This window comes from Paracoccus sp. M683 (genome assembly GCF_007096355.1).
Classification (GTDB): Bacteria; Pseudomonadota; Alphaproteobacteria; order Rhodobacterales; family Rhodobacteraceae; genus Paracoccus.
This window is the reverse complement of the sequence record NZ_VKDF01000001.1, coordinates 393,170-407,511: the sequence shown is the minus strand read 5'-3', so window position 1 is coordinate 407,511 and position 14,342 is coordinate 393,170. Positions and strand designations below refer to the sequence as shown.

General features: G+C 65.6%; 16 protein-coding genes. 9 read left to right on the top strand and 7 right to left on the bottom strand.

Annotated elements, in window-relative coordinates; translation table 11 throughout:
- The first annotated feature begins 35 nt into the window (after positions 1-35).
- Complete coding sequence (locus FNJ84_RS01895) at positions 36-1,076, top strand: GSCFA domain-containing protein (protein ID WP_143791209.1); 1,041 nt, start codon at positions 36-38, stop codon at positions 1,074-1,076.
- Positions 1,073-1,891 (top strand): hypothetical protein, encoded by an 819-nt coding sequence (locus FNJ84_RS01890; RefSeq protein WP_143791208.1) that lies wholly within the window; start codon positions 1,073-1,075, stop codon positions 1,889-1,891. The genes FNJ84_RS01895 and FNJ84_RS01890 overlap by 4 nt, the downstream gene beginning before the upstream one ends.
- On the opposite strand, the gene FNJ84_RS01885 is transcribed toward FNJ84_RS01890, so the two are convergent.
- Positions 1,886-3,031: an alkane 1-monooxygenase gene (locus tag FNJ84_RS01885; RefSeq protein WP_143791207.1), complete on the bottom strand. Its 1,146-nt coding sequence runs from the start codon at positions 3,029-3,031 to the stop codon at positions 1,886-1,888. The two genes, FNJ84_RS01890 and FNJ84_RS01885, sit on opposite strands and share 6 nt — an antisense overlap.
- Before the next feature lie 9 nt (positions 3,032-3,040).
- Positions 3,041-4,066, bottom strand: coding sequence for an A/G-specific adenine glycosylase (gene mutY, locus FNJ84_RS01880; RefSeq protein WP_143791206.1), 1,026 nt, complete (start codon positions 4,064-4,066; stop codon positions 3,041-3,043).
- A gap of 85 nt (positions 4,067-4,151) precedes the next feature.
- Here mutY and FNJ84_RS01875 point away from each other — a divergent pair, with 85 nt between their 5' ends.
- From FNJ84_RS01875 to FNJ84_RS01865, 3 genes are read left to right on the top strand one after another with little or no spacing between them, the layout of a single operon-like run.
- Entirely contained in the window at positions 4,152-4,685 is a 534-nt protein-coding gene (locus FNJ84_RS01875) for a DUF721 domain-containing protein (protein WP_143791205.1), read from the top strand.
- A gap of 11 nt (positions 4,686-4,696) precedes the next feature.
- The gene (locus FNJ84_RS01870; RefSeq protein ID WP_143791204.1) at positions 4,697-5,341 is read left to right on the top strand and encodes a DsbA family protein; all 645 of its coding nucleotides are present in this window, start codon (positions 4,697-4,699) and stop codon (positions 5,339-5,341) included.
- On the top strand, positions 5,338-6,447 hold the full coding sequence (locus tag FNJ84_RS01865) for a CaiB/BaiF CoA-transferase family protein (protein ID WP_143791203.1): 1,110 nt from the start codon (positions 5,338-5,340) through the stop codon (positions 6,445-6,447). Before FNJ84_RS01870 ends, FNJ84_RS01865 begins: the two co-directional genes overlap by 4 nt.
- Positions 6,448-6,805: 358 nt before the next feature.
- Here FNJ84_RS01865 and FNJ84_RS01855 read toward each other — a convergent pair whose 3' ends face one another.
- Positions 6,806-7,513 (bottom strand): glutathione S-transferase N-terminal domain-containing protein, encoded by a 708-nt coding sequence (locus FNJ84_RS01855; protein ID WP_143791483.1) that lies wholly within the window; start codon positions 7,511-7,513, stop codon positions 6,806-6,808.
- A 92-nt stretch (positions 7,514-7,605) separates the two neighbouring features.
- Here FNJ84_RS01855 and mscL point away from each other — a divergent pair, with 92 nt between their 5' ends.
- A complete protein-coding gene (gene mscL / locus FNJ84_RS01850; protein ID WP_143791202.1) occupies positions 7,606-8,043 on the top strand; it encodes a large conductance mechanosensitive channel protein MscL in 438 nt (145 codons plus the stop codon).
- Positions 8,044-8,124: 81 nt separating this feature from the next.
- Here the strand turns inward: mscL and FNJ84_RS01845 are convergent, their stop codons facing one another.
- Positions 8,125-8,556, bottom strand: a complete 432-nt coding sequence (locus FNJ84_RS01845) for an EamA family transporter (protein ID WP_185968388.1) — start codon at positions 8,554-8,556, stop codon at positions 8,125-8,127.
- An 82-nt stretch (positions 8,557-8,638) separates the two neighbouring features.
- Entirely contained in the window at positions 8,639-9,757 is a 1,119-nt protein-coding gene (gene ald, locus FNJ84_RS01840; protein ID WP_143791201.1) for an alanine dehydrogenase, read from the bottom strand.
- A gap of 138 nt (positions 9,758-9,895) precedes the next feature.
- On the opposite strand from ald, the gene FNJ84_RS01835 reads away from it, so the two are divergent.
- Entirely contained in the window at positions 9,896-10,357 is a 462-nt protein-coding gene (locus tag FNJ84_RS01835; protein ID WP_143791200.1) for an Lrp/AsnC family transcriptional regulator, read from the top strand.
- A gap of 6 nt (positions 10,358-10,363) precedes the next feature.
- Here FNJ84_RS01835 and FNJ84_RS01830 read toward each other — a convergent pair whose 3' ends face one another.
- Positions 10,364-11,416, bottom strand: coding sequence for a 3-carboxy-cis,cis-muconate cycloisomerase (locus FNJ84_RS01830; RefSeq protein ID WP_143791199.1), 1,053 nt, complete (start codon positions 11,414-11,416; stop codon positions 10,364-10,366).
- A gap of 124 nt (positions 11,417-11,540) precedes the next feature.
- Here FNJ84_RS01830 and pobA point away from each other — a divergent pair, with 124 nt between their 5' ends.
- A complete protein-coding gene (pobA, locus tag FNJ84_RS01825; protein WP_143791198.1) occupies positions 11,541-12,710 on the top strand; it encodes a 4-hydroxybenzoate 3-monooxygenase in 1,170 nt (389 codons plus the stop codon).
- The gene (gene pcaD, locus FNJ84_RS01820) at positions 12,710-13,498 is read left to right on the top strand and encodes a 3-oxoadipate enol-lactonase (RefSeq protein ID WP_143791197.1); all 789 of its coding nucleotides are present in this window, start codon (positions 12,710-12,712) and stop codon (positions 13,496-13,498) included. Before pobA ends, pcaD begins: the two co-directional genes overlap by 1 nt.
- A 98-nt stretch (positions 13,499-13,596) precedes the next feature.
- Here pcaD and FNJ84_RS01815 read toward each other — a convergent pair whose 3' ends face one another.
- Complete coding sequence (locus FNJ84_RS01815; protein ID WP_143791481.1) at positions 13,597-14,139, bottom strand: Isoquinoline 1-oxidoreductase subunit; 543 nt, start codon at positions 14,137-14,139, stop codon at positions 13,597-13,599.
- Between the last annotated feature and the right edge of the window lie 203 nt (positions 14,140-14,342).

Genomic DNA, 14,342 nt, shown 5'->3' with positions numbered 1-14,342 from the left:
TTTTCTTGCCGGGCGGATATGTCTATCTCGGCCTTATGACACATCCCTATTCAGACCTGCCGGCAACGGCCTTCTGGCGGCCTTCGGTGGCCGAAACCCCGGCGGCGAATGTGGCGGGCATCTATCGCCCGAAATTCCCCTTGCCGGCCGATGCCGCGATCGCCACGGCCGGCAGCTGCTTTGCACAGCATCTGGGTCAGGCATTGCGCCGGGCCGGGCTGCGGGTGCTGGATGCCGAGCCGGCGCCGCGCGGGCTGCCCCCTCAGATGGCGCGACAGCACGGGTTTGACCTGTATTCCGGTCGCTATGGCAATATCTATACGGCGCGGCAGATGGTGCAGCTGCTGGACGAGGTGCAGCAGGGCCGGGCAGATCCTGACCATGTCTGGATGGCCGCCGATGGCCGCTATCGCGATGGCCTGCGTCCGGGGCTTGATCCCGAGGGTCTGGACAGCCCGGCCGAGGTTCTGGCCATCCGCCAGCGCCATCTGCAAAATCTGGCGCCAATGTTGCGGCAGGCAGATATATTCGTGTTCACACTTGGCCTGACCGAAACCTGGCGCTGCCGGGCGACGGGGCGGGTCTATCCCAGCTGTCCGGGGGTGATCGCGGGTCAGTTCGACCCGGCGCGGCATGAATTCGTGAATTTCCGCTATCCCGATGTCGCGGCGGATCTGGTCGCGATGCGGGCGGCGCTGCATCGCTTCAATCCCGATATGCGGCTGTTGCTGACCGTCTCGCCCGTGCCTTTGGCCGCCACCGCGACCGGCGGGCATGTTCTGCCGGCGACACAATGGTCCAAGGCGACGCTGCGGGCCGCTGCCGGCGATTTTGCCGATGCGCATGCGGATGTAGATTATTTCCCCTCATATGAAATCGTCACCAACCCCGCCGCCCGTGGCAGCTTTTTCGAACCGGGGCTGCGGCAGGTGACACCAACGGGCGTGGCCACGGTCATGGGGCTGTTTCTTGCCGCCCACGGGCTGAAGGCGCAGGGGGCGGCACAGGCGGCTGCCTTGGACGACCCGGATGAACTGATCTGTGAAGAGGCCCTGCTGGAGGCATTCGGCGAATGAGCATGGCACAAGCGCGCTCGGCGCCGCTGAGGCTGCTGGTGATTGGCAATTCGCATGCGGCCGCCCCGCGCATGGCTTATACCGTCGAACCGGATCGCTGGCCGGATTGCCAGATCGACTTTCTGGCGGTGCGAGGCGGCAATATCATCAAATTCGAACTGCGCGGCACGGTGCTGCATCCGACCGATGCCCGGACCACCGAAGAGATGCAGAAGTTCAACCGGGTCAAACAACTGGATCTGGCACCCTATGACCGGATCGCGCTGGTCGGAGGTTTTGGCTGGCCGAATATGGCCGGCATGTTCGACAGCCATCGCTGTGTCGATTTTCCCTCGGTCATCGCCGGGGATCAGGATGGTCAGCTGATCGGTCGGCAACTGCTGGATCTGGCATTGCAGGTGCGGGTGCGTCGCGGATTTTCGGTGCGGCTGATGCGGGTGCTGCAACCCCTGGGCAAGCCGATGCTGCTGATGCCGGAACCTTTGCCCTCGGGCGAATGCAACCTCGATCCGGATGGTTATGGCGATTATCTGATGATGGCGGCGCGAGGCGATGCCGGGCATTGCCGCCGCTTGCTGATGCGGGCCGCGCATGCGGTTCTGGGCGATCAGGCTGCGCTGCCCTTCTGGCCCGAGGCCGCCGTGCAGGACGATGCCTTTACCGCCCCGCATCTGATGCGCGGCTCGGCCCGGCTGTCCGCCGACGGGATCGCCGTGCATCCGGCAAGCGATTTCGCCCATGGCAATGTCGAATATGGCGGGCTGCTGCTGGACCGGATCGTTGCCGGCTTCGACCCGCAGCCCGCAACCCTATAGCGCGTTGCGGGGCATGGGCAGATCGCCCCGGTTATAGGGGCCCCAATCCTCGATTTCGGGATAGAATTGCCGACGCCAGGCGCGAACGCGGGGGTTCATGCGCCGCCGCCACAGCGGGGGCACCATCGCCAGAAAGGTCATCGCCGGATAACCGAGGGGCAGCTGCGGCGCCTCGTCCTCGCTATAGGTCTGCAACAGCGGATAGCGGCGGTCGGGCTTGTAATGGTGATCGGAATGGCGTTGCAGGTTGATCAGCAGCCAGTTCGTCGCCTTATGCGCCGCGTTCCAGGAATGGCGCGGCTTGACATGTTCATAGCGGCCTTCGCCCAGATATTTGCGCGTCAGGCCGTAATGCTCGACATAGTTTGTCAACTCCAGCTGCCAGATGGCGATGAACGCCTGCCAGATGAACAGCGCCAGCCCCAGCCAACCGCCCAGCCACAGCGCCAGCAGCAGCATCGCCCCTTGCAGCACGCCATAGCGCCAGAACGGGTTCTGCCGGTCGGTCACGGGGCGTTTGCCCCGCGCCAGCAGGTTGCGCTCGGCCCGCCATGCGCTGCCCGGCCCGTCGCGTAACACCCGCCAGAAAAAGCGGTGGAAGCCTTCGTTATAGCGTGCCGAAACCGCATCGCGCGGGGTCGAGACCCAGGCGTGATGCACCAGAAGATGTTCGGTACGGAAATGCGAATACAGCACAGAAGCCAGCAGCAGATCACCCAGCCACCGCTCGGACCGGTTGCGCTGATGCAGCAACTCGTGGGCATAGACCATGCCGATCGTGCCCGACATGACCCCGACGCCAAAGAACAGCCCAGCCAGCGCCCAGCCCGAGCGGCCAGCATCAACCTTGGTCACATACCAGATCGCACCAAAGATCACCGCCAGTTGCAGCGGGGGCCAGATCAGGGTGACGGCGCGATGCCAGAACAATGCGTCATCGGGTGTTTCGGTATCGGGATTGCGGTCCTCGGTTCCCAGAATGGCGTCAAGCCCGGTGGTCAGATACCAGGCATAGACGGGCAGCAGGATCCACCACCACCCACCCCAGATGACCGCCAGCATGGCCAGTGGCAAAAGCCCAAGCGACATCCAGAAGGGCAGGGCGGCGGGCAGGCCATTGCGGGTGGGTTTGGTCGTCATGGCCACATCCTATCGCTCGGCCTCGTCGCGCGCCATATCCCAGACCTTGCGCATCAGCCCCGGCAGGTCGGACCGGCGCAGATCGTGCAGCGGCAGCGGATTGCCGCGGTGGGGCTGGCCCGCGATCGGGGCGGCCATCACCGTCAGGATCAGATTGAAATGGGTAAAGACATGGCGCACCTCGCCCAGCTGTCGCCAATCGGCGGCTGCTGGAGGGGGCAGGTCGCTGCCATCCCAACCGGTCGAGGGAAAGGCCAGCGTTCCACCCAGCAGCCCCTTGTCCGGGCGCCTTTCGACCAGCACGGCGGCGCCGTCGAAGCCGACCCATGCAATGCCGGTTCGCGTGGGCTTTTCCGGCTTGGGCGCGCGGCGGGGCAGATCTGCGGCGATGCCTTGGGCGCGGGCGTCGCAATCGTCAATCAGTGGGCAGATGCCGCAGGCCGGGCTGCGCGGGGTGCAGATCGTCGCGCCCAGATCCATCATCGCCTGCGCGAAGTCGCCGGGTCGGGTCTGCGGCGTCAGGGTCGCCGCCAGGTTCCGCAGATGCGGTTTGGATGCGGGCATGGGCTGGGTCACGGCGAACAGCCTGGCAACGACCCGCTCGACATTGCCGTCCACCACGGTTTCGGGCTGGTCATAGGCGATGGCGGCGATGGCTGCGGCGGTATAGGGGCCAATGCCGGGCAATTCCTGCAACCCGGCGCGGGTCTTGGGAAAGCTGCCCGCCCGCGCCACCACGCGCGCGCAGGCCAGCAGGTTGCGCGCCCTTGCGTAATAGCCCAGCCCCGCCCATTCGCCCATCACCTGCGCATCATCGGCTGCCGCCAGCGCCTGAACCGTCGGCCAGAATGCGATGAAGCGCAGGAAATACTCTCTGACCGCTGCCACCGTGGTCTGTTGCAGCATGATCTCGGACAGCCACACGCGATAGGGGTCGGGCGCAGCGCCGCCGGGCGGCACGCGCCAGGGCAAGACCCGCGCATGCCGGTCATACCAGTCCAGCAGCAAGGGCGCGATCACCTGCTCGTCACGCATAATTCAGACTTGTTTCAGTGCGTTCCGCTTTCATCCGCGCCCCGGCGTCATTAAGCATGGGGTCGTGATAACCAATCGGACGCCGATGGCCCAGACCAAAGACAGCGCGAACCAGCACCGTCCCCGCCGCAAGCGCGGGTTCGAGGTTGCGGCCAAGCTGGTCGCCACGCCGGTCCAGCAGGTGTCCGAAGGCCGGGGCTTTGCCGTATCGCGCCTGCTGACCCATTGGCCCGAAATCGCGGGCGAGCCGCTGGCCGCGATGACGCGCCCGGTCAAGATCAGCCATTCGCGCGGCGGTTTTGGCGCCACGCTGACTTTGCTGACCACCGGCCCGGTCGCGCCGATGGTGGAAATGCAGCTGCCGCAGCTGCGCGACAAGGTGAATGCCTGCTATGGCTATAACGCCATCCAGCGCATCCTGCTGACCCAGACCGCACCCGAGGGCTTTGCGGAAGGCCAGGCCAGCTTTGCCCACAAATCTGCGATCCGCCCCGCGCCCGGCCCTGCCGACCTGGCACAGGCGGGTCAGGTTGCCGACCGCTTTGACGATCCCACGCTGGCCGCCGCGATGCGCCAGCTTGTCCTGAACCACACCGACAGACAGACACGGAAACGCTGAAAGGATTTTCCATGACCCTCCGCACCACTCTGACCGCGCTTGCCCTGCTGATGGCAACGCCCGTGCTTGCACAGACTGCCGCCGAAACCCCGGCCGAAACCCCTGCGGAACCCGCAGCAACCGAAATCCTGGCCGACATTCCGATGGGCGCCGAGGACGCGCCGCTGACCATCTATGAATATGCCAGCTTCACCTGCGGGCATTGCGCCAATTTCTACGAACAGAACTGGCCCAAGCTGAAGGCCGAATATGTCGATACCGGCAAGGTGCGCTTCATCCAGCGCGATGTCTATTTCGACGCGGTCGGCCTGTGGGCCGGCATCCTGGCCCGTTGCGGTGGCGACGACAAATACTATGCCGTCTCGGACATGCTGTTTGACGAACAGAAGAAATGGCTGGCAGGCAGCTCGGGCGATGAAATCGCGGCCAATCTGCGCAAGATCGGGCTGAAGGCCGGCATGACCGAGGATCAGATGACCGCCTGCTGGAACGACACCGCCAAGGTCGAACAGCTGGTCGCCACCTTCCAGCAGAACGCCACCGCCGACGGCATCGAGGCGACGCCGACCTTCATGATCGGTGGCGACAAGGTGCAGAACCAGCCCTGGGACGACATGAAGAAGATCATCGACGCCAAGCTGGCCGAGGCGCAATGACGCCTCTGGCCGGGCTGAAGGTCGTCGAACTGGCGCGAATTCTGGCTGGCCCCTGGGCTGGCCAGATCCTTGCCGATCTGGGCGCCACGGTCATCAAGGTCGAGGCCCCCGAAGGCGATGACACCCGCCGTTGGGGCCCGCCCTTCATCCAGCGCGACGACGACCGCAGCGCGGCCTATTTCCATGCCACCAATCGGGGAAAATCATCCGTCACCGCCGATTTCCGTACGCCCGAAGGGCAGCAAAAGGTCCGCGACCTGATCGCCGATGCCGATGTGCTGATCGAGAACTTCAAGGTCGGCGGGCTGGCCAGATACGGGCTGGATTTCGACAGCCTCAAGGCGGTGAACCCGCGCCTGATCTATTGCAGCGTCACCGGCTTCGGCCAGACCGGCCCCTATGCCCATCGTGCCGGCTATGACTATATCATCCAGGGCATGTCAGGGTTGATGAGCGTGACCGGCAGCCCCGACGACCAGCCGCAGAAAGTCGGCGTCGCCGTCACCGACATCTTCACCGGCATCTATTCGGCGGTCGGCATCCTTGCGGCGCTGCAACAGCGCCAGACGACCGGGCGCGGCCAACATATCGACATGGCGCTGTTCGACGTTGCGACCGCGATCATGGCCAATCAGGCGATGAACTACCTGGCCACTGGCACCGCGCCGCAACGGCTGGGGAATGCGCATCCGAACCTGGTGCCCTATGCGGTCTTCGACTGCGCCGATGGCTGGATCATCATCGCCACCGGCAATGATGCGCAATATCGCCGGCTCTGCGACACGCTCGGCCTGCCCGCGCTTGGCACCGCGCCCGATTACGCCACCAATGCCGACCGCATCACCAACCGCGATGCGCTGACGGCACAATTGTCGACCGTGACAAAGACCTGGAAACGTGACGACCTGCTGACGGCGCTGGAAAAAAAGGGCGTCCCCGCCGGCCCGATCAACGATATGGCCGATGTCTTTGCCGATCCGCAAATCATCGCCCGCAAGATGCAGATCGACCCCGAGGGCATCCCCGGCGTCCGACTGCCGATCACCTTCTCAGATGCCGAACTCGCCTTGGATCGCGCCTCGCCCCGGCTTGGCCAAAACGACTAGGCTCATCAGCCGTGCATAAATATCCCGCGGGGGTGCGGGGGCGCGAAGCCCCCGCCCCCGCCACCTATTCCGGGTTTCTTGGCTGCTGCCAGCCGCGCTCTACCGCCGGGCGCGCCTCGAACCGGTCCAGCCAGGCATTCACCGCCGTAAAATCCGCCAACCCGACCTGCGCCTCGGCCTCATAGAACCGGCTGNCCCCACCCCCCCCCCCCCCCCCCCCCCCCCCCCCCGCCCCCCCCCCCCCCCCCCCCCCCCCCCCCCCCCCCCCCCCCCCCCCCCCCCCCCCCCCCCCCCCCCCCCCCCCCCCCCCCCCCCCCCCCCCCCCCCCCCCCCCCCCCCCCCCCCCCCCCCCCGCCACCTATTCCGGGTTTCTTGGCTGCTGCCAGCCGCGCTCTACCGCCGGGCGCGCCTCGAACCGGTCCAGCCAGGCATTCACCGCCGTAAAATCCGCCAACCCGACCTGCGCCTCGGCCTCATAGAACCGGCTGATCGTGCGGACCCATGGCCCCGTGGCGATGTCGGCGATGGAATAGTCGCCTGTAATCCAGTCACGCCCCTGCAACTGCCGGTCCAGCACACCCAACAGGCGCCGGGCCTCGTTGTAATACCGCTGGCGCGGGCGCGGATCCTCGATTTCCTTGCCCTTGTATCGGTGGAAAAAGCCGACCTGCCCGAACATCGGCCCTACGCCGCCCATCTGCCAGAACAGCCATTGCAGCGTGTGCCAGCGTGCCGCGCCCGATTGCGGCAGGAAGCGATCGTATTTGTCGCCCAGATAGGTCAGGATCGCGCCGCTTTCCCACAGGCCCATCGGCTCGCCGCCCGGCCCGTCCGGGTCGATCATGGCCGGGATCTTGTTGTTGGGGTTCAGGCTCAGATATTCCGGGGTCAGCTGATCCTCGGGATCGCCGATGCTGATGCGATGCACGTCATAGTCGACGCCCAACTCCTCCAGCATGATCGAGACCTTGACCCCGTTGGGCGTGCCAAGGGAATACAGCTGTATGACATTCTCGCGGCGCGGGGGCCAGCGGCGGGTGATCGGGAAATCTGCCAGTTGCGTCACATCTTCACCTAAATATTTGTTCTGGGCCATATGGGTGTGGTAAAAGCCCCGTTAGCGCGCAGAAAGCGCGGACAGTTTAGCGAGGTATAGACGTGATTCAAGAATTCAAGGACTTCATCGCCCGCGGCAATGTCATGGACATGGCGGTCGGTATCATCATCGGTGCGGCCTTTACCGCCATCGTGACCTCGCTGGTCGGTGACCTGATCAACCCGATCATCGGCATCATCACCGGCGGCACCGACTTCAGCAGCAAATATGTCGTCCTGTCGGGCACCGCCCCAGAAGGTGCCGGCCTGCAAGCGGCCCGTGATGCCGGTGCGAACGTCTTTGCCTATGGCGCCTTCCTGTCGGCGGTGATCAACTTCCTGATCATCGCCTTCGTGGTGTTCCTGCTGGTCAAGGGTGTGAACCGCATCAAGGATGCCACCACCGCCAAGAAGGAAGCCGTGGAAGAGGCCCCCGCCGGCCCGACCCAGGAAGAGCTGCTGGCCCAGATCCGCGACCTGCTGGCCACCCGCGCCGCCTGATCCGCCGATCCGAAAAAGACCGAAGGGCGTGCCGCCGGGCGCGCCCTTTTCTGTTGCCTGTCAGGCGTGCGGCCCTGGCCCTCAGTTCAGCGCGACGATGATCGCGCCGATGGCGATCAGCGCCACCCCCAGCCAGGCGGCGGCCGACAGGTGCTCGCCCAGAAATGCCACGGCGATGATGGCCACGAAAACCACGCTCAGCTTGTCGATCGGTGCGACCTGCGCCGCCTGACCCAGCTTCAGCGCGCGGAAATAGCTGATCCAGGACAGCCCGGTCGCCAGCCCTGACAGGATAAGAAAGGTCCAGCTGCGCCCCGAGATCGTCGCCGGATCCTGCCAGTGGCCGGTTGCGAACACGATGCCGCCCGCTGCGACCAGAATGACGATGGTGCGGATGAAGGTGGCGAAATCCGAATTGACGTTCTCGACGCCGATCTTGGCAAAGATCGCGGTCATCGCCGCAAACCCTGCCGAAAGCAGCGCCCAAAGCTGCCAGCTGTCCAGGAATTTCATGCGCATCTCCGTCAGGACCGATGCGGCCATCATGCCATCGCCGCGCCGGGAAGCCAGCCCTGCTGAACGGCGCCTGCCGTTATCAGGCGGTCAGCAGCGCATCCGGGGTGATCGCCTCCAGCCCAAGCGCCTCGCCCACAGGAGGCGAGGTCAGCCGCCCCTCATGCGTCGACAGCCCGGCGCGCAGATGGGGATCGTCGATGATCGCCTGCCGCCAGCCCTTGTTGGCCAGTGCCAGCATGAAGGGCATCGTGGCATTGCCAAGCGCGATGGTCGAGGTGCGCGCCACCGCGCCGGGCATGTTGGCCACGCAGTAATGCATGATCCCGTCGACCTCATAGATCGGGTCCTGGTGGGTGGTGGGGTGGCTGGTCTCGAAGCAACCGCCCTGGTCGATGGCCACGTCGACCAGCACCGCGCCGGGCTTCATCGTGGACAGCTGCGCACGGGTCACCAGCTTGGGTGCGGCGGCGCCGGGGATCAGTACCGCGCCGACGACCATGTCGGCCAGGGTGATCTGCTCGGCAATATTCGCACCGCTGGCGAATTGTGTGGTGAAGGTGCCGCCAAAGGCATCGTCAAGATAGCGCATCCGGGGCAGGGACCGGTCCATGACCACGACATCCGCGCCCATGCCGGCCGCGACCCGCGCCGCATGGGTGCCAACGACGCCGCCGCCGATCACCACCACGCGCGCAGGCCCGACGCCCGGCACCCCGCCCAGCAGAACGCCACGCCCGCCATTGGCCTTTTGCAGCGTCCATGCCCCCATCTGCGGCGCCAGCTTGCCGGCGACCTCGGACATTGGCGCCAGCAGGGGCAGCCCGCCGCTGCGGTCGGTGACGGTTTCATAGGCGATGGCGGTGACGCCTGATGCCAGCAGGTCACGGGTCTGGTCCGGGTCGGGTGCAAGATGCAGATAGGTGAACAGCACCTGACCCTTGCGCAGCATGGCGCGTTCGCCGGCTTGCGGTTCCTTGACCTTCACGATCATCTGCGCCGCGTCAAAGACAGCGGCTGCATCGGGCGCGATCCGGGCGCCGGCCGCCGTGTAATCCGCATCGGCAAAGCCCGAGCCGATGCCCGCGCCCGCCTGGACCAGAACCTGATGGCCATGGGCCACGGCCTCGGCTGCGGCTGCCGGGGTCAGGCCGACGCGAAACTCCTGGGGCTTGATTTCCTTGGGGCAACCGATCAGCAATGCGACCTCCTCTGTTTGCTGTTTTGGTCCGATCTTGCCACGGATCGCGTCGAATATCCGTCGAAAGCCCATAGCGAATTTGCCAACGTTTCGAAGAAGCTGCTTCCCAAAGCGCCACAAATCGAAGAAATTGCGTGAATGAGCGAAATCGACGCAATCGACCGCCGCATCCTGTCCCTGCTTCAGCGTGATGGACGAATCAGCAATGCCGATCTGGCGGCCAAGGTGAATCTATCCGCCAGCGCCTGTCACCGCCGCGTTCGCCGGCTGGAGGAGACGGGGATCATCCGGGACTATGTCGCCTTGCTGGATCGCCGCCAGGTGGGACGCCCGACGATGGTTTTCGTCGAGATTACCCTGTCCGGCCAGGCGGATGAGGTGCTGGATGCGTTCGAGCGCGCCGTTCACGAAATTCCCGATGTGCTGGAATGCCATCTGATGTCGGGCGCGGCGGATTACCTGCTGAAGGTCGTCGCCAGCGACACCGAGGACTTCGCCCGCATCCACAGGCAGCATCTGGCCAAGCTGCCGGGGGTGGCGCAGATGCATTCCTCATTCGCGCTGCGCACGGTGTTTCGCACGACGGCCCTGCCGGTCTAGGCTGGGTCAGCCGGCCTCGCCCATGCGTTGAATGCGGACGATCAGCTGCTGGCACAGGTCAAGCGAGCGCGCCGTGGCTGACAGCATGCGCGGCAGGGCCAGCCATTCCAGCACCCAGGCCGCGCCGGATCGTTCCTGTTCATGCAGCATCGCCTGATGCATCAGCGCCACTTGCCCGGCATTGTCGCGCGCCAGGGTCACCAGCGTTTCGGCCCCGACCGGGTTCTGCTTGTGCGGCATGGCAGAGCTGGTGCCGCCGCCCGACAGCGCCACCTCGCCTGCCTGCGCCATCAGCGCCAGATCCTGCCCGATCTTGCCGGTGCTGCCCGTGACCAACGACAGCCAGCCCGCATATTCGGCGATACCGTCGCGCGCGCTGTGCCATTGATCCGGCGCGCGGTGCAGCCCAAGCCGGTCGGCCAGCGCATCGGCAATGGCATCGCCCTCTGCCCGGCCATCGGGGCCGCCGCGCAGGCCAACCGGGCCGCCATATTGCACCCGTTCCAACCGGGGGCGCAGCTGTGCCAGCCGCTCGCGGTGCCGGGGCAGGGGCGCGCGCCAGGCCGCCAACCGATCGGCGGCACGGATCGGCAGCGCCGCCTGCATCCGCGTTCGTCCCATCAGCGGCTGCTGCCCCAGGCGTTCGCTCAGATCGGCCAGCGCCGAATCCAGAGCCGTTACAGCCGCATCAAATCGATCATTCAGCCCGGCGAGCGCAAGCATCAGCGCGGTATCCAGAATATCCTGACTGGTCGCCCCCACATGCAGCGCAGGCCGCAGCGCCGGGTCGGCCGCAGCCTTCAGCTGGCGGGTATATTCGGGGATGGGCAACCCATCCTGCGCCATCCCGTCACGCAACCCGGCCATATCGGGACGAAAGCCCAGCACGACATCGGCGGCCTGCCGTGCCAGTTCGGCAGGCACCACACCCGCATCACCTGCGGCCAGCGACAGCGCGGCCTCTACTCGGGTGATCCGGTCCAGCCAGGCGGCATCGGTGAACAGCGCGGTGACCTCGGCATCGCCGGTCAGCGCGCCCATCAAGTCTGGTTCCGTCATCTCGCCCCCGGTTCTTTGACTTGGCCCGTTGTGCCGTTCCAACCGCCACGGGGTCAAGCCATCGCTATTCGGTTTACCCCCTCGCGGCGCTTGGCTAACCTGCCGCAACAGGGGGTAAAGGACGATGCGTCATCAGATCGTCATCATCGGCGGCGGGCCTTCCGGGTTGCTGCTGGGTCAGTTGCTGCACCGCCGGGGCATCGACGCCGTGGTGCTTGAACGCAAGACGCGTGCCTATGTGCTGGGTCGGGTGCGTGCCGGCGTGCTGGAAACCGGGCTGGTCAATCTGCTGGAAGAGGCGGGCGTCGCCAACCGGCTGCATGCCGAGGGCCATGCCCATGACGGCACCCAGATCGCCGTCGATGGCCAGATGTTCCACATCGACTTTCGGGCGCTGACCGGCAAGCCCGTCATCGTTTATGGCCAGACCGAGGTGACGCGCGACCTTTATGACGCGCGCGAGGCCGCGATGCTGCGCACCGAATACGAGGTCGATCACGTCACCATCCACGACGCCGATAACGACAAGCCCTTCGTGACCTATCAGCAGGACGGGCGCGATCACCGGATCGACTGTGATTTCGTGGTCGGCTGCGACGGGTTCCACGGTATCAGCCGCCAGACCATCCCGCTAAGCATCCGGCGCGAGTATGAGAAAACCTATCCCTTCGGCTGGCTGGGCGTGCTGTCGCGCACCCCGCCGGTTCATGATGAACTGATCTATGCCAATTCCGAGCGCGGCTTTGCGCTGTGTTCCATGCGCAACGACAACCTGTCGCGCTATTACATCCAATGCGCCCTGTCCGATCACCCCGATGACTGGAGCGACAGGGCCTTCTGGGCCGAGTTGAAGCGCCGCATCCCGGCCGATGTTGCCGAGCGGCTGGTGACCGGCCCCAGTATCGAGAAATCCATCGCCCCCTTGCGGTCTTTCGTGACCGAGCCGATGCGGTGGGGCCGGCTGTTTCTGTGCGGCGATGCGGCGCATATCGTGCCGCCGACCGGTGCGAAGGGGCTGAATCTGGCCGCAAGCGACGTGCATTACCTGTATCACGCCCTGCGTCAGTTCTATGAGGAACGCGATCCCGAGGGGATTGACCGCTATTCCGAACGCGCCCTGCTGCGTGTCTGGAAGGCCGAACGCTTCAGCTGGTGGTTCAGCGGGCTTTTGCACCGCTATCCGCATCAAAGCCCGTTCGACCTGAAAATGCAGCAGGCCGATATTGCCTTTCTGCGCGACAATCAGGCGCAGCAACTGGCCTTTGCCGAAAACTATGTGGGATTGCCTTACTGATGGTAGACGTTCTTGATCTGGGCCATGTGCGACTGCACATCGCCGACGAAGGCCCGCGCAATGCGCCGGCCGTGGTCTTTGCCAATTCGCTTGGCACCGATTTCAGGCTGTGGGATGCGATGCTGCCGCATCTGCCGGCCGGGCTGCGCCTTGTTCGCGCCGACAAGCGCGGGCACGGTCTGTCGCAGACGACGGGCGCCATCGGCATCGACGATCTGGCCGATGACGTGGCGGCGACCATGGCGGCGCTTGGGCTGGAACGGCCGGTATTCGTGGGTCTGTCCATCGGCGGGCTGATCGGGCAGTCGCTGGCGCTGCGCCATGGCGACAAGCTGGGCGGGCTGGTCCTGTCGAACACCGCCGCCAAGATCGGCGAAAGCTCTGTCTGGACCGACCGCATCGCCGCGATCCGGCAGGGCGGTGTCGCGGCCATCTCTGCGCCAACGATGGAACGCTGGTTCTCGCCCTCCTTCCGCGCCACCCCGGAATGCGAGGCCTGGCGGCTGATGCTGGAACGGCAGGATCAGGCTGGCTATCTGGCCTGTTGCGAGGCCATCGCCGGCGCCGATTTCCGCGAGGCTCTGGCCGCGCTGGACCGGCCGGTCCTGTGTATCGGCGGCAGTCTTGACGGATCGACCCCGCCCGAAGCGATGCAGGATCTGGCTGGCCGGATCAAAGGCGCGCGGCTGGAAATCATCGAGGACGCGGGCCATCTGCCCTGTGTCGAGGCGCCGCAGGAATATGCCGCGCTGCTGACCGGCTATCTGCGCGAGATCGGCCATATCTGACGCATCGGCAGGCCCGAAAGCGGGCCGCATCGCAAAATCGCAATGAAAATGGCGGCCGATGAGGGGCCGCCACGATCATTTCGGTTCCTGCACAGCCCTTAACTGGGGCAGGCCGCGCCTGTCTCGATCCAGGCGCGGGTCAGCTGGCCGAACAGCTCTTGCGAGCCGGGGGCGGGGGTGCGGCCTTGGCCCGGATCCCAGGCCCAGCCCACCAGACCGTCATTGGCGTGATGTTCCCATATCGCCTCAAGATCGCGGCCGCCATTGCGTTCGGGGTCTTTCATCTGGGTGCAGATATTGGCCAGAGACTGCCCGGCCCAGCCCATTGATTCGGGCGCCAGTTGCCAGGGCGAATGTCCGGGGATCGACCCCGTCTCGACCGAATAGGCAACGTTCTCGGCACCGTGACAGGTGGTGCAGGACAGGCCGTCCGGGCCGAAATCCGCCACACCGCGCACCATTGGCGGGCTGTGCGGGTGCATGTCGTCGCCCTGAGTCGGGCCGCCCGTGACCGGGTGGCAGTTCAGGCAGCGCGGATGGGTGATGACCTTGCCCATTTCCTGAAACAACGCGACGGATCGCGCCGTGTCATCTGCGCCGGTGATCGCCTCGGGCGCCTGCAATTCGGTGGCCAGAACCATCTGGCCCTCGGCCTGCCCGGCAATGGTGCTGCCCGATGCGGCGGCCTCGGGGGCCGGCGTAACCGGCGCCGCGTCGGCCGGGGCCATAGGTGCGGCATCGGTGCCGGTCTGCGCGGGTTCCGTGGTCGCGGCTTCCTGTGCGAAAACGGGTGCAGTCATCAGTAATGCCAGCGCCGAGACGGTGGCGGCCGTCAGTTTCAATC

Bases quoted from the DNA above. Each gene is read 5' to 3' on its own strand.
- FNJ84_RS01895 (WP_143791209.1), top strand. From the start codon at position 36: ATGACACATCCCTATTCAGACCTGCCGGCAACGGCCTTCTGGCGGCCT.
- FNJ84_RS01890 (WP_143791208.1), top strand. From the start codon at position 1,073: ATGAGCATGGCACAAGCGCGCTCGGCGCCGCTGAGGCTGCTGGTGATT.
- FNJ84_RS01885 (WP_143791207.1), bottom strand. From the start codon at position 3,031: ATGACGACCAAACCCACCCGCAATGGCCTGCCCGCCGCCCTGCCCTTC.
- mutY (WP_143791206.1), bottom strand. From the start codon at position 4,066: ATGCGTGACGAGCAGGTGATCGCGCCCTTGCTGCTGGACTGGTATGAC.
- FNJ84_RS01875 (WP_143791205.1), top strand. From the start codon at position 4,152: ATGGCCCAGACCAAAGACAGCGCGAACCAGCACCGTCCCCGCCGCAAG.
- FNJ84_RS01870 (WP_143791204.1), top strand. From the start codon at position 4,697: ATGACCCTCCGCACCACTCTGACCGCGCTTGCCCTGCTGATGGCAACG.
- FNJ84_RS01865 (WP_143791203.1), top strand. From the start codon at position 5,338: ATGACGCCTCTGGCCGGGCTGAAGGTCGTCGAACTGGCGCGAATTCTG.
- FNJ84_RS01845 (WP_185968388.1), bottom strand. From the start codon at position 8,556: ATGAAATTCCTGGACAGCTGGCAGCTTTGGGCGCTGCTTTCGGCAGGG.
- FNJ84_RS01835 (WP_143791200.1), top strand. From the start codon at position 9,896: ATGAGCGAAATCGACGCAATCGACCGCCGCATCCTGTCCCTGCTTCAG.
- FNJ84_RS01830 (WP_143791199.1), bottom strand. From the start codon at position 11,416: ATGACGGAACCAGACTTGATGGGCGCGCTGACCGGCGATGCCGAGGTC.
- pobA (WP_143791198.1), top strand. From the start codon at position 11,541: ATGCGTCATCAGATCGTCATCATCGGCGGCGGGCCTTCCGGGTTGCTG.
- pcaD (WP_143791197.1), top strand. From the start codon at position 12,710: ATGGTAGACGTTCTTGATCTGGGCCATGTGCGACTGCACATCGCCGAC.
- FNJ84_RS01815 (WP_143791481.1), bottom strand. From the start codon at position 14,139: ATGGTTCTGGCCACCGAATTGCAGGCGCCCGAGGCGATCACCGGCGCA.